This window comes from Acinetobacter sp. YH12086, from assembly GCF_013419345.1.
In the GTDB taxonomy this organism is placed as follows: domain Bacteria; phylum Pseudomonadota; class Gammaproteobacteria; order Pseudomonadales; family Moraxellaceae; genus Acinetobacter; species Acinetobacter amyesii.
The window spans coordinates 99890-121263 of sequence record NZ_VPAF01000001.1; the positions used below are offsets into that span (position 1 = coordinate 99890).

17 protein-coding genes are annotated in these 21374 nt (G+C 39.2%); 11 read left to right on the forward strand and 6 right to left on the reverse strand.

Annotated features, from left to right (window positions below; genetic code table 11):
• Positions 1-7: 7 nt before the first annotated feature.
• On the reverse strand, positions 8-1537 hold the full coding sequence (locus tag FTU29_RS00530) for an NAD(P)/FAD-dependent oxidoreductase (RefSeq protein ID WP_180120342.1): 1530 nt from the start codon (positions 1535-1537) through the stop codon (positions 8-10).
• A gap of 157 nt (positions 1538-1694) precedes the next feature.
• Between FTU29_RS00530 and FTU29_RS00535 the strand changes: the two genes are divergently transcribed.
• The 5 genes from FTU29_RS00535 (at position 1695) to FTU29_RS00555 (ending at position 8746) form a co-directional block, all read left to right on the forward strand.
• Complete coding sequence (locus FTU29_RS00535; RefSeq protein WP_180119790.1) at positions 1695-2702, forward strand: AraC family transcriptional regulator; 1008 nt, start codon at positions 1695-1697, stop codon at positions 2700-2702.
• Between the two features lie 84 nt (positions 2703-2786).
• Positions 2787-3938 (forward strand): cell division protein ZapE, encoded by a 1152-nt coding sequence (zapE, locus tag FTU29_RS00540; RefSeq protein WP_111885050.1) that lies wholly within the window; start codon positions 2787-2789, stop codon positions 3936-3938.
• Between the two features lie 526 nt (positions 3939-4464).
• Positions 4465-6627, forward strand: a complete 2163-nt coding sequence (locus FTU29_RS00545) for a malate synthase G (RefSeq protein WP_180119792.1) — start codon at positions 4465-4467, stop codon at positions 6625-6627.
• Positions 6628-6715: 88 nt separating this feature from the next.
• Positions 6716-7192, forward strand: coding sequence for a hypothetical protein (locus FTU29_RS00550; RefSeq protein WP_180119794.1), 477 nt, complete (start codon positions 6716-6718; stop codon positions 7190-7192).
• Between the two features lie 111 nt (positions 7193-7303).
• Positions 7304-8746, forward strand: coding sequence for an aldehyde dehydrogenase family protein (locus tag FTU29_RS00555; protein WP_180119796.1), 1443 nt, complete (start codon positions 7304-7306; stop codon positions 8744-8746).
• A gap of 92 nt (positions 8747-8838) precedes the next feature.
• Here the strand turns inward: FTU29_RS00555 and FTU29_RS00560 are convergent, their stop codons facing one another.
• The gene (locus tag FTU29_RS00560) at positions 8839-9810 is read right to left on the reverse strand and encodes a hypothetical protein (protein ID WP_180119798.1); all 972 of its coding nucleotides are present in this window, start codon (positions 9808-9810) and stop codon (positions 8839-8841) included.
• Between the two features lie 38 nt (positions 9811-9848).
• Between FTU29_RS00560 and FTU29_RS00565 the strand changes: the two genes are divergently transcribed.
• On the forward strand, positions 9849-10508 hold the full coding sequence (locus FTU29_RS00565; protein WP_180119800.1) for an SOS response-associated peptidase family protein: 660 nt from the start codon (positions 9849-9851) through the stop codon (positions 10506-10508).
• Positions 10509-10528: 20 nt separating this feature from the next.
• On the opposite strand, the gene FTU29_RS00570 is transcribed toward FTU29_RS00565, so the two are convergent.
• Positions 10529-10993, reverse strand: a complete 465-nt coding sequence (locus FTU29_RS00570) for a MarR family winged helix-turn-helix transcriptional regulator (RefSeq protein WP_078193646.1) — start codon at positions 10991-10993, stop codon at positions 10529-10531.
• A gap of 615 nt (positions 10994-11608) precedes the next feature.
• On the opposite strand from FTU29_RS00570, the gene FTU29_RS00575 reads away from it, so the two are divergent.
• The 3 genes from FTU29_RS00575 (at position 11609) to FTU29_RS00585 (ending at position 14808) form a co-directional block, all read left to right on the forward strand.
• Positions 11609-13129, forward strand: a complete 1521-nt coding sequence (locus FTU29_RS00575) for a transporter associated domain-containing protein (RefSeq protein ID WP_180119802.1) — start codon at positions 11609-11611, stop codon at positions 13127-13129.
• Between the two features lie 379 nt (positions 13130-13508).
• Positions 13509-14237, forward strand: a complete 729-nt coding sequence (locus FTU29_RS00580; protein WP_180084230.1) for a hypothetical protein — start codon at positions 13509-13511, stop codon at positions 14235-14237.
• 19 nt (positions 14238-14256) lie between these two features.
• A complete protein-coding gene (locus tag FTU29_RS00585) occupies positions 14257-14808 on the forward strand; it encodes a hypothetical protein (protein WP_180119804.1) in 552 nt (183 codons plus the stop codon).
• A 95-nt stretch (positions 14809-14903) separates the two neighbouring features.
• Here the strand turns inward: FTU29_RS00585 and thiM are convergent, their stop codons facing one another.
• The 3 genes from thiM to FTU29_RS00600 form a co-directional block, all read right to left on the reverse strand.
• Positions 14904-15773, reverse strand: a complete 870-nt coding sequence (thiM, locus tag FTU29_RS00590) for a hydroxyethylthiazole kinase (protein ID WP_180119806.1) — start codon at positions 15771-15773, stop codon at positions 14904-14906.
• An 11-nt stretch (positions 15774-15784) separates the two neighbouring features.
• Positions 15785-16942, reverse strand: coding sequence for a hypothetical protein (locus FTU29_RS00595; RefSeq protein ID WP_111885041.1), 1158 nt, complete (start codon positions 16940-16942; stop codon positions 15785-15787).
• A gap of 148 nt (positions 16943-17090) precedes the next feature.
• Complete coding sequence (locus tag FTU29_RS00600) at positions 17091-17354, reverse strand: hypothetical protein (RefSeq protein WP_078188903.1); 264 nt, start codon at positions 17352-17354, stop codon at positions 17091-17093.
• 493 nt (positions 17355-17847) lie between these two features.
• Here FTU29_RS00600 and FTU29_RS00605 point away from each other — a divergent pair, with 493 nt between their 5' ends.
• Together FTU29_RS00605 and pepN are read left to right on the forward strand one after the other, a co-directional pair.
• Positions 17848-18123, forward strand: coding sequence for a hypothetical protein (locus tag FTU29_RS00605; protein WP_180119808.1), 276 nt, complete (start codon positions 17848-17850; stop codon positions 18121-18123).
• A gap of 354 nt (positions 18124-18477) precedes the next feature.
• The gene (gene pepN, locus FTU29_RS00610) at positions 18478-21087 is read left to right on the forward strand and encodes an aminopeptidase N (protein WP_180119810.1); all 2610 of its coding nucleotides are present in this window, start codon (positions 18478-18480) and stop codon (positions 21085-21087) included.
• The last annotated feature ends 287 nt before the right edge of the window (positions 21088-21374 follow it).

Consider the following 21374-nt stretch of genomic DNA (forward strand, 5'->3'; position numbering starts at 1 on the left):
TTATTGCTTAAGCTGCATGACTAGATTTTGTTTTACTGAGGAGTCGAAAATCGGCTGGATTTATTTTTCGAGTAGCCAGCCAATATTTCCATGTATAAGTTGGCCACAGTGCAAAATTTTTACCGCCATTTTGCTGATACCAACTCACGCAGCCTGATTGCCATACCGTACCATCAAGCATGTCTTGTACATGAGTGTTAAATTGATCTTGCACCTGATCTTTGACAGCGATGGCTTGAACATTAGATTTTGAAACCAATTGCATCATTTGTAAGATGTAATCGACTTGTGCCTCAATCATAAATACCACTGAATTATGGGCAAGTACGGTATTGGGGCCTAATAATTGGAACAGATTTGGAAAGCCTTTGGTGCAAATGCCATAAAAGCTTTCTGCGCCAGCTTGCCAAACTTGTTTGAGTTCTTGAGAATTTTCACCAATACATTCAAATGATTTTAAATAAATTCTTGGATCGGTAATAAAGCCTGTGCCATAGATCAGACAATCGATTTCACGGGATTTTCCATCTTTGGTAATAATGGCATTTTCAGTGATTTCTTGTATTGCATCACTGACCAATTCCACATTCGGTCGATTAAAGGTTGGAAAGTATTTATTAGAAATTAAAATGCGTTTACAGCCCATGATGTAGTTTGGGGTTAGTTTCTTGGCAAGTTCAGCATCTTTCACTTGATACTTAATATATAGTTCTGCCAGTTTTTGCGCATATTTCATGGTGGTTGGTTTAACAATTGGCACGACACGTGATTCGTTGGTCCAATACAGGCGAGCACGGTGAATTTTTCGAAACCAATCATATTTTTTAAATAGTGATTTTTCTAAACCATGATAACTACGCTCATCTCGTGGAATGACCCAAGCCGCTGTACGCTGAAAAACATACAGTTGCTTTGTTTGTGGTGCGATTTCAGGAATGTATTGGATGGCACTGCCGCCTGTACCAATAGATGCGACTTTTTTACCTTCTAATGGATATTGATGATCCCATTGCGAAGAATGGAACACTTTACCCTTAAATTTTTCAATGCCTGGAATATGTGGAATTTGTGGGACATGTAACGGGCCAGATGCAAAAATCACATATTGAGCGGTAATTTTAACGCCATCTTTGAGTTCTAAATGCCAGTCACAGGTTGATTCATTGTATTGGCTTGAAAGCACTTCACTGTTAAAGCGACAGAATTGTTTTAAATTATATTCACGGGTGACCTGTTGGATATAGTCAAATATTTCCGGCGCTTCGGCGTAACGCTTTGACCAATCTGTTTTGGGTGCAAAAGAAAGTGAATACATATGTGATTGCACATCGCAGGCAGCGCCAGGGTAGCGGTTTTCACGCCAGGTTCCACCAAAATCATTGGCTTTTTCGAGGATTAGAAAATCTTGATTGCCTTGTTGTAAAAGTCGTATCGCCATAGCAATACCACCAAAACCACCGCCGATGATGGCGATTTGTGTATGTATTTCAGAATTGGCGTTTGGGGTTTGCACTGTTTTTGTTTGCGCTTCCTGCATCATTTTTTTAATTCCAAGCGAGATTACAAGCTAAGCATACTTGAGTTCATAACCAGAACAATATGATTAAGGTGACAGAAAAATTGATCGAAACGGCAATGTTCATAATTGCAATTTTGTAGTAAAAAAGAAGAAATTTAATGTCATTTTGCGATTTATGAAACGATCTATTCTAAGCCTGATGTATTTAGTACAAGGAATGCGTAAAGCAGGTGTAGATGTCGATCAACGTTTGCAAACTATTGGGCTGCGTGTCGATGCACTCGATCCAACTTCAGTGATTCATCCGAGTTTGGAGTGGGATGTACTGAAAGTCATTGGTAAAGATGTAGAACCTGAGCAAGGGTTATTTATTGGTCAGCATTATACGTTGGCGGGTTATGGTCCGTTGCTGATGTTATTGGTCACCAGTGATACTTTACGCCAAGCTTTAAATCAGGGAATTCGCTTTCAACAGTTGACACATCTAACTGGGCGTTTGAGTTTGCAAATCAGACAGCATAAAGTGGCTTTATGCTACCAACCGCAAGATGTGTATGCGCCACTGGGTGCATTATTGGCGCAGTCAGAGATTTCAGGAACTTATAAATTCATCCGCGATCTTTACAAAATGATGGGGTTATCGACACCACAAGTTCAAATTGATTTGCCGTTTGCTGAACCCAAAGATCCTGAAAAATTAAAAATGTTTACTGATTATTATGGCTCTCAAGTTCGATTTGGTGCGCCATTTGCGGCATTTTGGTTCGATGAGGATGTTTTAGATATTCGTATTCCATCCGCAGATATTATTACTTTTCGATTATATGAGTCGAAATGTATTGCGGAGTTAGAACGTTTAAGCGCCGATGAAGATGCACCATCATTGGTTCAACGTGTGCAAGATTATTTGGAATTACAAAGTGGTGCGATGCCAAGTATGGCAGCAACTGCTCAAGCATTGAATTTGCCAGAAAGAACTTTGCGTCATCAACTGCAACAGTTAAATACCAGTTATAAGCAAATTCGTGAAGATATTATTAAAGATAAAGCACTCCGTATGATTGAATATAATGAATATTCAATTGAAATGATTGCAGAATTGCTGGGCTATTCGGAACCCGCGGCGTTTAATCATGCATTTAAACGTTGGTTTGGGCATAGTCCGAGACAATATAATAAATAGCCAATGCGCTTTACTGCCAAAGTGTTATATCTTCGAGTTTATTCTTCGTTATAATTCATTTAGCCCAAAAAAGTATTTAATGATATGTCAGATTTTCAGTCACCACACAACACCGCATTTACTCCGATTTCACCGGCTGAGCGTTATGCTCAAGCCTTAGCATCTGGTCAGTTTTTACCAGATCAGGAACAGGCGCAAGCGGTGCATGAGTTGGATCGAGTTTGGCAAGAATTAATCCAACGTTTTAAGGCTTCTAAAAAAGCGTTTCGTCGTTTCCGTCGTCAAACTGCACCGAAAGGGGTGTATATGTGGGGCGGTGTAGGACGTGGTAAAACGTGGCTGATGGATCAGTTTTATGATTCTGTGCCATTTCGACGCAAAACTCGTATGCATTTCCATCACTTTATGCAGTACGTACACCGTGAATTAAATAAGCTTTCAGGTCAGCGTAATCCACTTGACCTTGTTGCCGACCAAATTTATAAAGAAGCAGTCGTGATCTGCTTTGATGAATTCTTTGTATCCAATGTCACAGATGCGATGATTTTGAGTGATCTATTCCAAAAATTATTTACGCGTGGGATCACCCTTGTTGCAACATCTAACATCGCACCAGATGGTTTGTATAAAAACGGGATCCATCGTGACCGTTTTATCCCAACCATTGAAATGGTGAAAAAGAACTGTGTGATTTTAAACGTAGACTCAGGCGTAGATTATCGTTTACGTGTATTGAAACAAGCGCAGTTGTTTAAGTCGCCTTTAACACATGAACATAAGTTGTGGATGGCACAGCGTTTTACAGCATTAACGCAAACCCAAACGGTTTCACAAGAGCCAATTATTATTAATCAGCGTATTGTGGAAACCATTGGTCATACGGAAGATGTACTGTGGTGTGAATATTCTGAACTTTGCCTAAAACCACGTAGCCCAGCGGACTTTATTGAAATTGCCAATATTTATAATACAGTCTTGGTAAGTAATGTGCCGCACATGACGGATTATTTGTCTGAAGGGACTCGTCGTTTTATCTATTTGGTCGATGAATTTTATGACCGTGGTGTGAAGTTGTTGCTTACTTCAGAAGATACGATTATTGAATTATATCAAGGTGAAAAATTGGCATTTGAAATTGAGCGTACACGTTCGCGCTTATTGGAAATGCAATCTGATGATTATCTACATACCTCTCACCGTCAAATCAATGCACCAGAATCTACTGCAGAAAATTAAGCGTTTCTGTTGGAATGAAAAAAGAACGTCTTGATGGCGTTCTTTTTTTTTGATTTTTAGTTTTAGATTACATGCATAGATAAGAAAAAGTATAGATCGAACAATAGACTTTAAAAGCGAGGTCGGAAGATAAAAGCATCATTTAATAAGAAGAAGGGTTGTTTAATAATTCATCGATAAAAGCGTTAAATTTAAACTGATTGGTTGAAGTTGTAGCATCGACATTGGCAGCATTTCATGGCTTAATCGAGTGAGTTTGTTTGACGCTTGGGTCTATTTGTTCAGTTTTAGAACAAAATTCTGCACTTAAGTCTAATTTCGACATTTCAAAAACTTTATACACTGTAAAAAGGTATTCAGGCTGATGATGACGTCGTATTTCTGATCTTTATTATGTTGAATGATGAGGGTATTTCATTACATAGAAAATGATCATTATTTAGGAATGTGATAGTACTATTCAGCAAAGTATAAATGGGTATACTAGAATCTCTTGTTATAAAAAATAGCAATATCAGGAAAGACAATGACTGCACGTATTCAAAAAGGCAAGTTAGCGATTGCTAAAGAACTTTACGATTTCATCGAAAATGAAGCACTACCGGGTTCAGGTTTAGACAGTGAAACTTACTGGAAAAACTTTGAACAAGTCGTTGTCGATCTTAGCCCAAAGAACAAAGCACTATTGGCTAAGCGTGACGACATTCAAGCTAAAATTGATGAATGGCACCGCAACAACAAATTTGAACTCGAAGCTTACAAAGCTTTCCTTACTGAAATTGGCTACTTATTACCAGAAGTAGAAGATTTCCAAATCAGCACAGAAAATGTAGACGAAGAAATCGCATTATTGGCTGGTGCGCAATTAGTAGTGCCTGTACGTAATGCACGTTACTGCTTAAACGCTGCGAACGCACGTTGGGGTTCACTCTACGATGCTCTTTACGGTTTTGACGTGATCTCTGAAGAAGACGGCGCGGAAAAAGGTAAGGGCTATAACCCAGCTCGTGGCGCAAAAGTTATCGAATTTGCTAAAAACTTCTTAAATGAAACTTTCCCGCTAGTTAATGGTTCGCATGCAGATGCAACTAAATATGCGGTAGAAGGCAAAAAGTTAGTTGTAAGCCTAAAAGATGGCTCAACTGCAACTTTAGCGAAAGAAGCTCAGTTTGTTGGTTTTAATGGTGACGAAGCTGCGCCAACCGAAATCGTACTTTTAAACAATGGATTGCATGTAATCATTGAAATTGATGCGACGAGCCCAATTGGTTCAACTGATGCTGCGGGCGTTAAAGACTTAGTTCTTGAAGCTGCGGTAACCACAATTCAAGACTTAGAAGACTCAATTGCAGCAGTTGATGCTGAAGAGAAAGTTGAAGGCTACCGTAACTGGTTAGGCTTAATGAAAGGTACACTTTCTGAGTCAATCGAGAAAAATGGTAAGATCATCACGCGTACATTAAATAAAGATCGTACGCACAAAAACTTAATCGGTGGTGAAACTACGCTTCACGGTCGTTCATTGATGTTGCTTCGTAATGTAGGTCATTTGATGACAAACCCTGCGATCCTTGTCGATGGCGAAGAAATTTATGAAGGTATCATGGATGCCTTGGTTACTCCGCTTCTTACGATTGCTGACATCCGTGGTGAAAACACGATTAAGAACTCGCGTAAAGGTTCAATGTATATCGTGAAGCCAAAAATGCATGGTCCTGAAGAAGTGGCATTTGCAGTTGAATTGTTCGAGCGTGCTGAACAAGCGCTTGGTCTACCTGCGAAGACTTTGAAAATCGGTATCATGGACGAAGAACGTCGTACTTCTGTGAACTTGAAAAACTGTATCGCACAAGCAAAAGATCGTACGATCTTTATTAATACAGGTTTCATGGACCGTACGGGTGATGAAATCCATACTTTCATGGAAGCAGGTCCATTCGTTCGTAAAGGCGAAGTGAAGTCTCAAATCTGGTTCCCTGCATATGAAAACCGTAACGTGATGATCGGTCTACAAGCAGGTTTACGTGGTAAAGCGCAAATCGGTAAAGGCATGTGGCCAAAACCAGATATGTTGCTTGATATGTACAAAACTAAAATTGAGCATCCAGAAGCTGGCGCAAGCTGTGCATGGGTTCCGTCTCCATCTGGCGCTGTAATTCACGCGATTCACTACCATCAGTGCAATGTTTCTGAGCGTCAAAAAGAGTTGTTGAATACTCAACCGCTATCTTTAGATGACTTGTTAACACCGCCTTTAGCGACAGATACAAACTGGTCTGAAGAAGAGAAAACCAAAGAACTCGAAAACAACCTTCAAGGTATCTTGGGTTATGTAGTTCGTTGGGTTGATTTGGGTGTAGGTTGTTCAAAAGTTCTAGACATCAACAACGTTGGTTTGATGGAAGACCGTGCAACTTTACGTATTTCTTCTCAACACGTTGCAAACTGGTTACGTCACGGTATCGTAACTGCTGAGCAAGTTGAAGAAGTATTTAAGCGCATGGCGAAAGTTGTGGATGAGCAAAATGCCAACGATCCACTTTACACACCAATGGCACCAAGCTTTGATGGCTATGCATACAAAGCTGCATATGACCTAGTATTCAAAGGTGGCGAGCAGCCTTCTGGTTATACAGAGCCGCTTCTTCATGCTTACCGTTTAAAATTAAAAGGTTATACAGGTGACTAATCTGTAAATCAAAAAAAGCCTCTTCGGAGGCTTTTTTTATTGCTTGAGAAAGTTAGAATGTCGACATAAAAAATGAAAAGAAAACTCCATGTATTTATGGAATGTAAATCGGTTGGTGGATGATATAAGACTGAATAAAGTCTCTGAAAGCCATTATAAAAACTATTATATTGCCAGCTCAATATTGATTTTCTTCAGTTATTTAGCGCTGACCTTAACCCCAGAATCCAAACCTACAGAAGCTTGGGCTTCGTTTGTTTTACAAGTTGGTCTGCTGATTAGCTGGGTGAATGCCATATTTAAAGCCAATGGCGGCGAGCAAGGCCGAGATTTTTTAAAGCGCTTTATTGCATTGTATTTGCCCGTAACGATTCAGAGTTTAGTCCTCTTTATCTTGATCGCTGTTGTTGTCGAAGGGCTGTTACCCATGTTGACCCTAAACATGGAGGAGGCTGCGCTTGAGCAACTCACCACAGTTAAAGATCTAAGTTTTGAAGTCATCTTTAGCTGTTATATTTATTGGCGAATCTATAAAGCGATGCGGCAGATTCATCAGCCTGTTTAAAGTATAAGGTTGTAAAAGAAATTAATTATAAAGTTTTATCCTGTTTTTCTTATAGCTTTTCAATGCTGAAGCCTTTACATTGGGATGAATGATAAAAATAGGATGGAAACGATGTCAGCTTATACCGCATTAGATTTGCAATATATTGGTGGGCAATGGCGAGCAGGGACTTCAACGCGTCACATCAAGAATATCAATCCCTTTAGCCAAGCACAGATTTTTGAATTGCAGGCAGCCAGCAGTGTCGATGTAGACAGTGCTTATAGTGCGGCAGAAGCAGCATTTAAATCAGAAAAGACCAAGTCTATTAAAGTACGTCAGCAAGTTATCAACAAATTAGCTCAAACCATTCAGCAGCGCAGAGAAGAAATTATTCAATGGCTGATAGATGAATCTGGGAGTACACGTTTAAAAGCCAATATTGAAGTTGATGCAGCGCTTGGCATTATCCAAGAATCTCTGAGTTTTCCTGAAAAAATGCAAACTACGGAGCTAGAGAGTAAAGACCCGAGCCGAAAGAGTTTTGTACTGCGCAAACCCTTGGGAGTCATAGCAGTGATTAGCCCTTGGAATTTTCCATTTCATTTATCGATGCGTTCTGTGGTGACTGCGATTGCTTGCGGCAATAGTGTGGTGCTGAAGCCTGCAAGTGACACGCCAGTGACAGGTGGAACGTTGCTCGGAAAGTTATTTGAAGAAGCGGGTTTACCGCATGGTGTGTTAAATGTCGTTGCAGGCAGCGGCAGTGAAATTGGCGACTATTTTGTAGAGCATCCTGTACCTAAATTGATTTCATTTACAGGTTCAACTGAAGTGGGTCAACAGGTGGGGGTGAAAGCGCTAGGAAGTTCACGGATTAAGCGTTTAGCGCTGGAACTTGGCGGCAATGCGCCTTTGGTCATTTTAGATGATGCAGATTTAAATTTAGCCGTTGAACTGACCGTGATGGGGCGTTTTTTGCATCAAGGACAAATTTGCATGAGTACCAATCGAGTGATTGTGGATGAATCCTTGCACGATGCTTATGTTGAAAAATTAATTAAACGGGTAAAAAGCATTGTGGTCGGTGATCCGAATGATGCTGAAACTCTGATAGGGCCCATTATCAATAAGTCGCAAATCGATAAATTAAAAACTATTATTCAAAATGCTATTCAGCAAGATGCAATTTTAGCCTACGCAGGTGGTATTGAAGGTCAATTGGTTGCACCGCATATTTTCACCCATGTGGATGCACATGCTGATATTGCATTAGAAGAAAGCTTTGGGCCAATCTTGCCGATTTTAAAAGCGCGAGATGAAGCGCATGCACTAGAATTGGCAAATTCAACCCGATTTGGTTTATCGAGTGCAGTATGTACCTCAAATTTAGCACGCGGTGGAGAGTTTGCTGCCAAGCTAGATATAGGCATGACGCATATCAATGGCATCAGTGTGGCGGATCATTCTAATGCACCCTTTGGTGGTGAACGTAATTCAGGGCTTGGTCGTTTTAATGGTGAGTGGATATTTGAGGAATTCACCCGCACCCATTGGCAAACGTTCCCTGCTTAAAATACTCAAAGTGAAGTCTATTTAATCTTGTGCAATCGACTTCACTGCAGGTTCTGTTACGCAGGACATTTTTAGTTTATTTCCATGAAATATCAGGCAGAATATAGTCCCAAAAACGGCTCCAACGTGTATTTGTAATACAGAAAAGCGCCAATATCTTGGCTTGAACAATTATCCTGATAGTACATTTTGTGATTCATTAACAGCATGGGTTTGCGCTGCGAGGCCGTCATATACAGCTTGACCTGCACCTTATAATTGTAGATTGAATAATTAGAAGAAATAGTCTCGGTTTTTATTTTTTGGATATGGTGAATATACACATCAAACTTCAAGCCATTTTTGTAATCCGTTGCCTCATGAACTGTTCGATCTTCGATTGGAATAAGCGGATTGTTATCACTAAACGCTAAGTATGCGTTATGTTTTTGGTTCCCTTGTTGATAATTAAACTGAATGGCTGAATTTGCAGTGGTGAAATAGGGGAGCGCATCTTGAGGATTTATCTTAAACGTGCCTGTACAATTAGTCCTGACACGGCCTCCATATGCGTTCACCGTAAACCAGCCAAATTGATCTTCCAATTCCGTCGTATGGGCTTCATCTACGTCAGGAAGAATCATGCCAAACTGATCTCTTTGTCTTTGCTGATTTTGCATCAAGCGATAACTATTTTGAGCACGTTTTGCAAAACGGATTTCAGGAAACATCTCTGGAGAAGTAATTTTAAAATCAGAGACATTGATTACTTCACCATCAGGCAATATGACCAATGAAAATTGTTGTTCTTGGGTGTTGGGAAGATTTTTGACCGTCACCCAATGATGTGTACTGATCATTTGCTGATTGCGTAAATGCTTGTGCTGAATGCGGTATTTGCCTGCCGGAATCTCAGTCTCATTGATTAGGTCTTGTTTAAATGGATATTCGTTGAGATAGAGCGCGTCGAGACTAAAAGGTAGAAATGAAACGGTATGTACAGAGACTTTTGCGGCATGTGCGGTTGGATACAGGCACATACTTAGAATTAAGACGATAAAGCGACTTCGGTCTAGATTTTTCATTTATTATAAAGATTGATTTTTTGCGGATTATGGCAAATATGTGTGCTAATTTCAAACCGATTACCTTATCGCAATTAAAGTCTCAAAACTTGCCTGAAATCAGCTTTGAATATCCTGAGGAAGTCTATCCAAATTATGATTTGCCGTTACTCTTTAAGTCTGAACAAGGGTTAGAGTGGCGAAAAGTGAATTTTGGCATGGTGCCTAAATGGGCTGAAGACAAATCAATTGCACTTAAAACCTATAATGCCCGAAATGAGACTTTGTATCAAAAGCCTACGTTTATTAATGCGATTTCAAAATGTAAGTTTGGCGTGATACCCGTGTCTGAATTTTATGAGTCAATGTATATCGATAATAAGCCGCAGCGTTGGAGTGTTAAGCGCAAAGATGGAGAAGCGTTTTATATTGCTGCCTTATATGACATTTGTAGACAAGGTGATGAGATTGTACGCTCAAGTACCATGATTACAATGGATGCTATTCAGCATGAGATGATGAAGCATTTTCATGAGCCGGGCAATGTTAAACGTTCGGTGATTGTAATTCCGCATGCGAGGTTAGAAGAGTGGCTGAGTTGGAAATCACCCAACATCCAAAGTTTTGTACAAGGTTTTCCTGTTAATGAGTTTGAATGTGCGCACGCACCCAAAATAAAAATCGAAAAAATCAGTCCCCAACTGAATATTTTCGATTGATATTTCGGTGATGCAAATGCTTAGCGAGCTAAGTTTTTAAAGATATGCTTTAAGCTTTCCATGGTTTTTTCAATTTGTAGGGGTGTTAAGCCTTCAAAAGATTGCTCTAGAACGACATTCGTTAGATCGTTAATCTTCTGCGTCATTGCAGTGCCTTTATCAGTTAATACAACCCGGGTAATACGTGCATCATCTTCACAAGAATAAGTATCTACCAAGCCTTCATCTTTTAAGCGATAAACGATCTTGGTTGTGGTCGACATTTTAGATACGACCATTTCAGATAAATCTGAAACGCTAGCATGTGGTTTAGACTTGAGTGCGAGCAGGATACGACGACGTGAATTATCAACGCCATACTTTTTCAATGCATGGTCGACGTTTAAAACATATTGTGAATGCACCTGAGTAACCCAGTAGAAAGGAAAATTTTCTAAACTAAAGTCATCGGTGGATGGTAAAAATTTTGAATACTTTTTTGTCATAAAGGAGTCCCCTGAATATTTGTTTTAATTTTATTTAATGTTCTAACATTCTATTGAAAAATGGAGGGTAATAGCAAGAGTTCACAATAAAAAATAGAAAGTAGAGGATATCTCATTTTTAGATTATCTAAATAGATTATATTGATATTCTGTCTAAATGCTTAACAGAAATTAAAAATAAGGTTAGGTATAGAGATAGTGTAGTGAAAATAAATAAGTTTTTAATTTGAATTGAATATTAATATTTTTTACCAAAAGGTAGAAATAAATAATTCATTAGATTTGTCATACAATCTCATACAACGTATTTAATTACATTTAATTAAAAGTCAGGTGAATTCATACTTATTTTAAAGTGGAAGAGGAGATCTCAAAAAGTAGGTTTTAACATCTAGAGGTGTATTTTATATCGCCCATTCGATTTGTAATACATTCAGCGTTTTTAACATTTTGTCATATTGTTGATGCAAAAAAATATGCTTGAATACATTACAAATGCGCAAGATTATGCATAATGGAATGGTCTCTAGTTACACAGGTTAAATTTATGGATCCGTCGCCGTGCGTTGGTCTGCTTGAAGATATTCTTACAATCCAGAATGAGGAAGAGAGCTAATGGAATTTTTGTTAGATCCCGGAATCTGGGTTGGTTTACTTACATTAATTATTTTAGAAATTGTACTAGGGATTGATAACCTAGTCTTTATTGCCATTTTGGCAGAAAAACTCCCTCCAGAACAACGTGATAAAGCCCGCGTACTTGGTCTTTCACTCGCATTATTTATGCGATTAGGATTGTTATTTGCAATCTCTTGGTTGGTCACATTAACAAAGCCCCTGATTACCGTTTTTGATTGGACATTCTCTGGTCGAGATCTCATATTATTGTTCGGTGGATTGTTCTTAGTTTATAAGGCAGTCACAGAGCTACATGAGAAATTAGAAGGAAAACCAGAAGTTCAAGTGACAACAAAAGTGGCATATGCCAGCTTTACAGCAGTTGTTGCGCAAATTGTTGTCTTAGATGCGGTTTTCTCTTTAGACTCTGTCATTACAGCGATCGGTATGGTCGACAACATTTATGTCATGATGGCAGCAATGATTGTGGCAATGGCAGTGATGTTACTTGCATCTAAACCGCTAACGGCTTTTGTAAACCGACATCCGACCGTCGTGATCCTATGTTTAAGCTTCTTATTACTGATCGGTATTAGTTTGATAGCAGAAGGTTTTGGTTTCCATATTCCGAAAGGCTATATCTACTCAGGTATTGGTGTTGCGATTGTCATCGAAGCCTTTAACCAGTTTAGTCAACGCAATGCTCAAAAACATGAAGCGAAAATTCCATTACGCCATCGTACTGCAGACAGTATTTTAAAACTGATGGGTGGGCGCTTAGAAGCTGATCAAGTCGGTAATCAGGCGCAAGAAACCTTTGCAGACGAAGAGCGTTATATGATTGGTGGTGTATTGACGCTTGCAGAGCGTTCAGTTGCGTCGATCATGACTCCCCGTAATCAAATTTCTTGGGTGGATTTAAATGACACACCTGAGCAAATTCGTGAGCAAGTCCTTTCAGTGCCGCACAGTTTATTCCCTGTGTGTCGTGGTAGCTTGGATAAAGTGATTAGTATTGTCCGCGCGAAAGAACTTATTGATGTTCTAGACAGTGAAGATGATCTAAAAGCATTGATTAAACGTCATCGTCCGATCTTTATTTTCCAAAAAATGAAGGTGATTGATGCGATTAATACCTTGCGGACTTCTAAAGGCTCTTTGGTATTGGTTACGGATGAGTTTGGTGCGGTACAAGGTCTGATTTCACCACTCGATGTGTTTGAAGCAATTGCTGGTGAATTCCCTGATGCGGATGAACAACTTGATTTGATTAAAATCGATGATGCACATTGGAAAGCTTCAGGCATGCTCGATCTGTATCAGTTAGAACTTGAATTGGAAATGCTGGACTTGATCGAAGAAGATGATGGTTATATCAGTGTTTCAGGTCTTATTTTAGATCAGACCCACGGCAATGTAGAAGTCGGTACTGTGGTTGATTTTAAAGGCATTCAATTTAAAGTCACGGCAATGGATGAAAACCGCATTAAAACGGTTGATATCTATTACCAGGCCTAATGCTCAAATATTAAAAATGACCCTAAGACAGCTTTTCGAAGCTGTCTTTTTTATGACTAGAAAGTATAAGAAATCCTATATAACGAGAGCTGCAATTCACGATGTTAAAACGTATTATATTTACATGATGTAACAGTCAAAAAACACTGCAACTTTTGAGCTTTTAGAGGGTTAAAGCGGTTCAAAAGTAAAAAATATTGATAGGGTTGATTTTAAAAAAGCATGAGGTTAAATAGCGATTCATTTTTAACTTGGGGTTTTAATCATCATTGATGATCTATGAATAATTTTATTTCATTTAAATACCGCTTCGGAAAACTTTATAACTAGGTACTTTGAAGAAATTCAAAGTTAATCCATTAAAAAAATGGGTGTTGGTATGGCGATCACTGAGAATATCATTGATTTTTGCAAACTCACGACTGAAGAAAAACATGAGTTGTTTCAACGGCTCTGGGAGTTTGATCAATGTATTTTCCCAACTTCTAAGATTGAGCAACTTTATCAATACATGCATGACCCAGATATTGTTGCATTACCAATCATTCAGTATTTTGAGCACGATAAACTGATCGGGCAAAATATTGTGCGTATATTAAAAATTATGCATAACAATCGGCCGATTTTTATTTTTAATTCACGGGCAGGGGTATTGGTTGATTATCGTCGGAAAAACCTGACCTTAAACTCGGCGATTAAAGTGGCGATGCAGCATCAGATTCGATTTCCAGCGATTCCGATGTGGTTTGTGGCTACATTGGCACAACCAAAGGTATATACATTATTTGCCTCGCGCTCTGTTAAGTTTTATCCAAGGCATGGTGTCCCGATGCCCACCGAGTATGTGGATGTTTTAAATAGTTATAAAATCCGTCAGCATGATGTGCAGCATCGGGCTGAGGATATTTTTGTTCATCGTTGTGATTTACCGAAGGTGACGCCTGAGCAATTGGTTCGGCTACGGAAAAAATCTGATGAACATGTTCAATTTTTTATGCAGCACGTGCCAGATTATTTTGATGGCATGGGTTTAATGTGCATTTGTAAATTAAATGTTTCAACCATTTTTGAAGCAAGTATGAATCTGGCAGTTGGGCGGGCAGTTTAATGATGGACATGGATGTGTTATGCGACAAATGACGATATATCGATTATTCGGTTTCGGCGCGGCGATCTTTTTAACGGCTTGTCAGCCAGCAGAGCAAAAAGTACAGGAGCAATCGCAGAAATGTGTTGCACCGGAAAAATTGGTCAAACAAATTTATGATCAAGAGTTGAAATTGCACGCTTTGAGTAAAGATCAACTTACTGCCTATTTTGAGCCATCGTTAGCGGAACGTATGCAAGCAGAAATTAACTGTAAGCAGTCGGGACAAGAGTGTAATGTGGATTTTGGTATTTTCACGGATAGCCAAGATCCGCAGCAAGATTCGAAAAAAGGCGTTGAGCCTAAACTGAGTTTTGATGAAAATAAAAACGTTGTTCGTGCTGAGTTTAAAATTGGTGATGAAGCCAAAGTCTTAAATTATGAAATGAGTGATGGCGACTGTTCAAAAATCAAAAATATTGTTTATGTGGGGGACTATGACCTAGACATGATTTTGAGTAATCCAACAGAAACGATCGAAGATTCAGAAATGTTTGATGCCAATGCTGCAAGTGATAGTACGGCACAGTAAGCTTTTTGACGCGTTCTAATTATTCAAAAACAGCATGAAACCCTGAACAGCTTGAACCTTTTACTCAAGCTGTTTTTTTCTCAAGCTATCGTAGTTCATAGTGCATAAATTTGTATGTTGGCAAGTTGATTGAAATCATCTTCATTGAGATTATAAATTTCATCTAAAAATGCAACATTAAAACTGCCGACACTTGAGCTAATTTCATAGGCTTTTTGACCCGCAATCGCAAAGTGCAAATGTGCTGCGACCGTGCCAGCAGTTAGCGTTTCACTCACGGCGCAATAAGCCGCTGTTAACGCACCTAAAGCGCAGCCAGAAGCCGTCACTTTGGGTTGTAAGTAAGATCCACCATTAATCTGTATCACCGCATTCATTTCTTTCGATAAGATGAAATCCGATTCGCCTGAAATTGCCACACATTCACAGTGTTCTAATAAGGGCGCAGCATTTAAGTAAATTTCTGCACTATTGAGCGTGCTATCGACACCGCGTGACTCACCTTGATTACCTGCAAGACCACTGATTTCTGATGCATTGCCACGGATTATGCTTGGCTTGTACTGGAGTAATTGATCAACCATTTCAGATCGCCACGGCAAAACGGGGCCATAACCGACAGGGTCAAGCACCCAAGGTTTATTTAAATTTTGTACTGTTTGTGCAGCAATTTGCATGGCCTGCATTTGTTCAGACGTTGGCGTGCCTAAATTGATATTCAAGGCACTGGCAATTGAGGCAAAGCTTTCGGCTTCAAAGGGATTGTCAATCATTGCAGGAGAAGCACCCGCAGCCAAAAGGACATTGGCGACATAATTGCTCGCGACTGCATTGGTGAGGATATGCACCAAAGGTTGTTTGGATTGAAGTTCAATCCACGCATTGATGACGCTTTGCAAAAGCGGGCTATTTAAGTCAGTTAATTCACTGTTCATGGTCGTTTCAAAATTTTCAGATTGATTCATCGGTTTCTCCCTTAGCGGGTGAAGTAATGGTCTTGATGTTTACAATTACGGCAGAACAGGGTCACATAATCTGCGGCATCATAATCGACAGAGAGTTCTTGTGAACCACAGTACATGCAACGCTTTGTGGAATAAAAATTTAAGCGAGGTTCGATTTTTTTCCAAGCATGGCGTATTGGTTGCACAAAGATACTTTCATCGAGTCCTAAAAAGTTAAAGAGCAAAATTTCACTCATTTTACTAAAGGGGAGTTGTGGCGGACGAGGGAGGGTAAAAGTTTCCCATTTTTCCTGTAAGCCACGTTCACGGTATTGCTGTAAGGTCTTTTTTAACAGATTGGTGTTAATGAAATTTTCATTACGAACTTGCAGGGCTTTTTGTTTATGTAGGTATTCGAGTGCTGACTGAATCATATAATAAATCTGCCCAACCGCTAGATGGTCGAGTAGGCGATAACAGAACACTTGAAAGCTTTTATTCCCTGCAATTTGAATACCCCATGTCTTACAGTAAAACTGCATGAATTGGACAATTTCTTGAAACAGTAGGAGATACAAGCACTCTTTCACTTCGTCAGCGCTTTTAAAAGGAACACCCAGAGCTAAATTTTCATAAAACCAATGGCGCAGTTGCTGTGCTACGCTAAAAAGGCTGGGCTCTGAATATCCATCCAAACGGACATTGATATAATACTGTTCAGCTTGTAGTGCATCATCTTTCACAATCAAAATTTGCTCATGCACGAGATGCTTTTTGAGTGATTGTTGGAAGAAATAATTCGGGCTGATGTTATGATACTTAATAGCGTCCCAGTCGATAAATTCTTGATGCGCCGTATGTTCTTGGACGTGATTATCCAATAAAGCCAGCAAAAAGAGTTTCTGTAAAAAACTCAGTTCACTTAATTCACGTTCAACGATATCTTTATTTTTGAGTTTACGCTGTTCTTGTAAACGGGTTTCTTTCAGTAGTTTTTTTCGCGCAGCCTGACAGTTTTCACAATGACAGTTGTATTGCTGTTCTGGAAATATTTGATGATGACAGTGGCTACACTGATAAAAATTAAATTCTTGCTCATCTAATTTTTCAGCATCTACCCAATACATTGATGCACGACACAACGGGCATTGTGTACTTTCATCCATTTGTTTGCGTAGAATATTGAACATGTTGCCAGCGTTTCTTGAAAGGTTAAATTGATTATACACATCTCTGTTTAAAGACGGGTTTGGAATTTGAGTTGCGGCAGCTCAGGCGAGAAGTCGACAATTAAAAAAGCTGCATAGTGATGATGCAGCTCTTAGTCAGAATGGATTATTAATAAGCGGCTGGGCATGGGATCGATTCGTCCTCCTCTCCAAGTTGTTTGGCTTGTATTAAAGCTTGCACTTTTTTAGACGTAACTTTCTTAGTGCCTAATGCACTATATGAGTTAAGTAATGAACTGACCTCAAAGGCTTTGAGTGGAATCCCTTCGCAAGTCATAAACATTGCAATTACTTGATGGTCGATATTTGCAGCATCAAGCGCTTGCAGGGTCTTCATATTTTCAATACGGATGATGTGTTCTTTAATAAACATAATGCACCTCTTTTTGTTTTAGCCTGATGATTTTGCTTTTGGCAATTAAGTAGATGCAAAACGCATGCTCAAATGTTTTGAGTAGACATTTTAAAGCAGATAAACGGCATATTGTTTTATTAAGATATTGAAAATAAATTATTAATTTAAAAGTAACAAAATAATATTGATGCGTATGGCTATGTCTAATGAATTCTCAAAATGCTTAAACTGTTGAAAAAGAAACATCTTGGTGCATGGTTTAAATAGAAGTATGCAATCAAATACAAATTAGAAGATTGATATGAATTACGTACTAAGGTGCTTTTTGGAAGGAATCACCTAAGCGATTGGATTTGAAAAGTATATTTGTATATATTGAGCTTATAATTCTAATGATCTCAACTTCTAGAATTGAAACCAAGCGGAATCTACTGAACTTGATACACAGCATGATTCAGCTTGATTTCTAAAGGTTTTGATCTTTTTTATCCTTTCTTTGTATGGAATACACATGTCAGACGCACTTAAAAACAGCAATATCACCCGTATGCAATTATATAAGCAGCCACAGGGTACGGTTGGTGCGCTGATTATTGGGCATGATCAAACTTTAGAAAAGACGATCGAGTTACTTGGCCTGGCGCAGCAACATCAAGTATCTAAAATTTATGTGGCGGGTGGGACGGAAGAAATTCAGCAATTCCTCACCTCAAAAGTCACGGCATTTCAATTTTACTTTGCTGCAGACTATGACAGCGCGCTCGATTTAATTTTCGAAAATCAATAATCCTCTAAGTCTTAAGCAGGAAAGTTTGAGCGCAATAATTTGAACGTACAGATGGATTAAGCACCTGTACTTTCTCTTTCTAGTATATAGGCGCTTTATTTATTTTAGGTAGATAAAAAAATTTGCACATTGTTATAGCTGTACTCAACTCAGGCATTTATTTTGCTTAAACATGGCGAAAATATGTGCCAGCCTTTAAATTATTCTATAAAGATGATTGAAAACAACATGCGCTGAGCCCATATATAAATCATTGTAAATGCGAAGACAGCTTATGCATCTTGTCGTATGATCAAGTCATTCACAATGTGTTCAAAAAGCTGATGAAGCAATAACTAAGGAATAGGACGAGATATGAATATTGCGGCAAATCCAGTGGTCGAAGCAGACCAAACTGTTTATTTAAAAGATTATCAAAAACCATCATTTGTCGTAGATAGTATCGATCTAGATATTCAAGTCTTTGATAAGCATACCAATGTAAATGCAAAATTAGTGATGCAGCGTCAAACGGCTGGGGATTTGGTGTTATTGGGTCGTGATTTGGAACTCAAATCAATTCGCTTAAATGGTCAAGTTTTGCCAGCAGATGCCTATGTGGTAGATGCAGAACAACTGGTGATTTCAAATGCACCTGACCAAGCTATCATTGAAACCGAAGTCGTGATTCATCCTGAAAGCAATACTCAACTCGAAGGCTTGTACCAAGCGGCAGGCGATTTATTCGTTACCCAAAACGAGCCTGAAGGCTTCCGTAAAATTACCTATTATCCTGACCGTCCTGATGTGCTATCGGTATTTACCACACGTGTTGAAGCGGATAAAAAATTTCCTGTATTACTTGCCAATGGTAATTTGATTGAAGCGGGTGAAACCGGTGAAGGTCGTCATTATACCGTTTGGCAAGATCCAACCAAAAAACCATCGTATCTATTTGCTTGTGTGATTGGTGATTTGGCAGTACTTAAAGACACTTATGTGACGTCTGAAGGTCGTAATGTTGCTTTAGAAATCTATGCAGAAGAAAAAGACATTCCAAAATGTCATATTGCCATGGAAGCTTTAAAACATTCGATGCGTTGGGACGAAGAACATTATGGTCGTCCTTATGATTTAGACAATTATATGATCGTGGCAACCAGTGCATTTAACATGGGTGCAATGGAAAACAAAGGTTTGAATATTTTCAACACCTCTTGTGTGCTTGCTGATGAAGAATACACCACTGATGCTGCGATCATGCGCGTTCAGTCTGTGATTGCACATGAATACTTCCATAACTGGACGGGTAACCGTATTACCTGTCGTGATTGGTTCCAACTCTGCTTAAAAGAAGGTTTGACAGTATTCCGTGATCAGTCGTTCTCAGAAGATTTACAATCTGCTGCGGTACAACGGATCGATGATGTTGCTGTGTTAAAAGCTCATCAGTTCCCAGAAGATTCAGGCCCGCTTTCACATCCACCGCGTCCAGATCATTTTGTTGAAATTAATAACTTTTATACCGCAACTGTGTATGAAAAAGGTGCGGAAATTAACCGCATGATGGCGACACTCTTGGGCAAAGAAAAATTCCGTGCAGGTACTGACGAATATTTCAAACGCCACGATGGTCAAGCTGTGACTGTTGAAGATTGGGTAGCAGCTCTGACAGCGGGTTCTGGTGTAGATTTGTCGAGTTTCTTGATTTGGTATAACCAACCGGGTACACCAAAACTTGAAGCAAAAGGTGAGTACGATGCTGCAAATCAAACCTATACTTTAAGCTTGAAACAAAGCTTAAAAGCACATCCGAAATATCCAAATTTAAAAGCTGTGCCTATTCCTGTGGCTTTGGCATTGTTTGATGCGACGAGTGGTGAACAGTTAGTTCTCAGCTCAGATGCATTGGTTGAAAATGGCATCAAAGATGGCGTGTATTTATTTGATACCGATACTGCAACGATTACATTTAGCGGTGTAAAAACCCAGCCTGTTGTGTCTTTACTGCGTAATTTCTCTGCACCCGTTAATCTTGAATTTAACTATTCAGATAAAGAGCTTGCTTTCCTGATGCAGTACGAGCCGAATGGTTTTAACCAATGGCAAGCCAGCCAAACCTTGTTAGAACGTATTTTGTTAAATGGCCATGATGCTGATATCTATGTCCAAGCTATACAAAATACATTACCAGCATTGGTTGAGCGTGATCCATTACTTGCTTCACGTTTATTCGATGTACCGACAGAGGGTTATTTAGGTAGCCGTATTGATACCGACTACAGTCCTGCCCAAGTGCAAGAACAGCGTGAAGCACTGTTAAGTCGTGTGGCACGTGAGTTAGGTGCTTTCTTTAAAGAGACTTATGCAACTTTAGACCCAGATGCGCAGAAAGAATTTTCACAAGCCATGGGTGTTCGTGCATTGAAAAACATCATGTTGAGTATGATGGCACGTCAAGGCGATGCATCCGTATTTGAATTGGCCTATGAACAATTCAGCTCTACAGGCAATATGTCTGAACGTCTTGGTGCTTTAAAAGTATTGGTTTGGAATGATGCACCACAAGCACAGCAAGCTTTAGAAACCTTCTATACACGCTTTAAAAATGAAGCCTTGTCGATGGACCAATGGTTTATGTTGCAAGCGGCACATCCGAAAGCAACTGCGGAAACCATTAAGGCACTGACTGCTCATCCTGACTATGACTTGAAAGTACCGAACCGTATTCGTGCGGTTACTGGTGGCTTAAATAGCAATCCTGTCAACACTTGGAGCTTTGGTGTGCAGCATATTGTTGAATTAGCAAAATTCCTCGATGAGAAAAATCCAATTGTCGGTTCACGGTTACTGCAAATTTTGTCCCGTTGGTACACGTTGGCAGAGCCGCAGCGTAGTGAAGTCAAAGCCGAACTTGAAGCGCTTAACCCTGTCGTGAAATCGAAGAATGTATCAGAAACCTTAAACAGTATGTTGAGTGTTTAATCGTTCTACTTCTCAGTAAGATTGATTTGAGTTAAATCAGTCTTACTAAAATGAGTCTGTTGTCATGGCTATGGCAACAGGCTTTTTTTATATCCAATTTTTTTTATTCAATCTTTAGCTAGAATTGAAAATCAATCATGTTTAGATGGCTGAAACTCAAGAATTTTCTCTGAGTATTTATTTAAATTGCATAATAATTGCAACATAAATCACATAATGGCGCTACAATAAAATAGGTCTAACACATGAATGGCTGTATGCGGTAAGGCATCCAAGTTTATGAATGT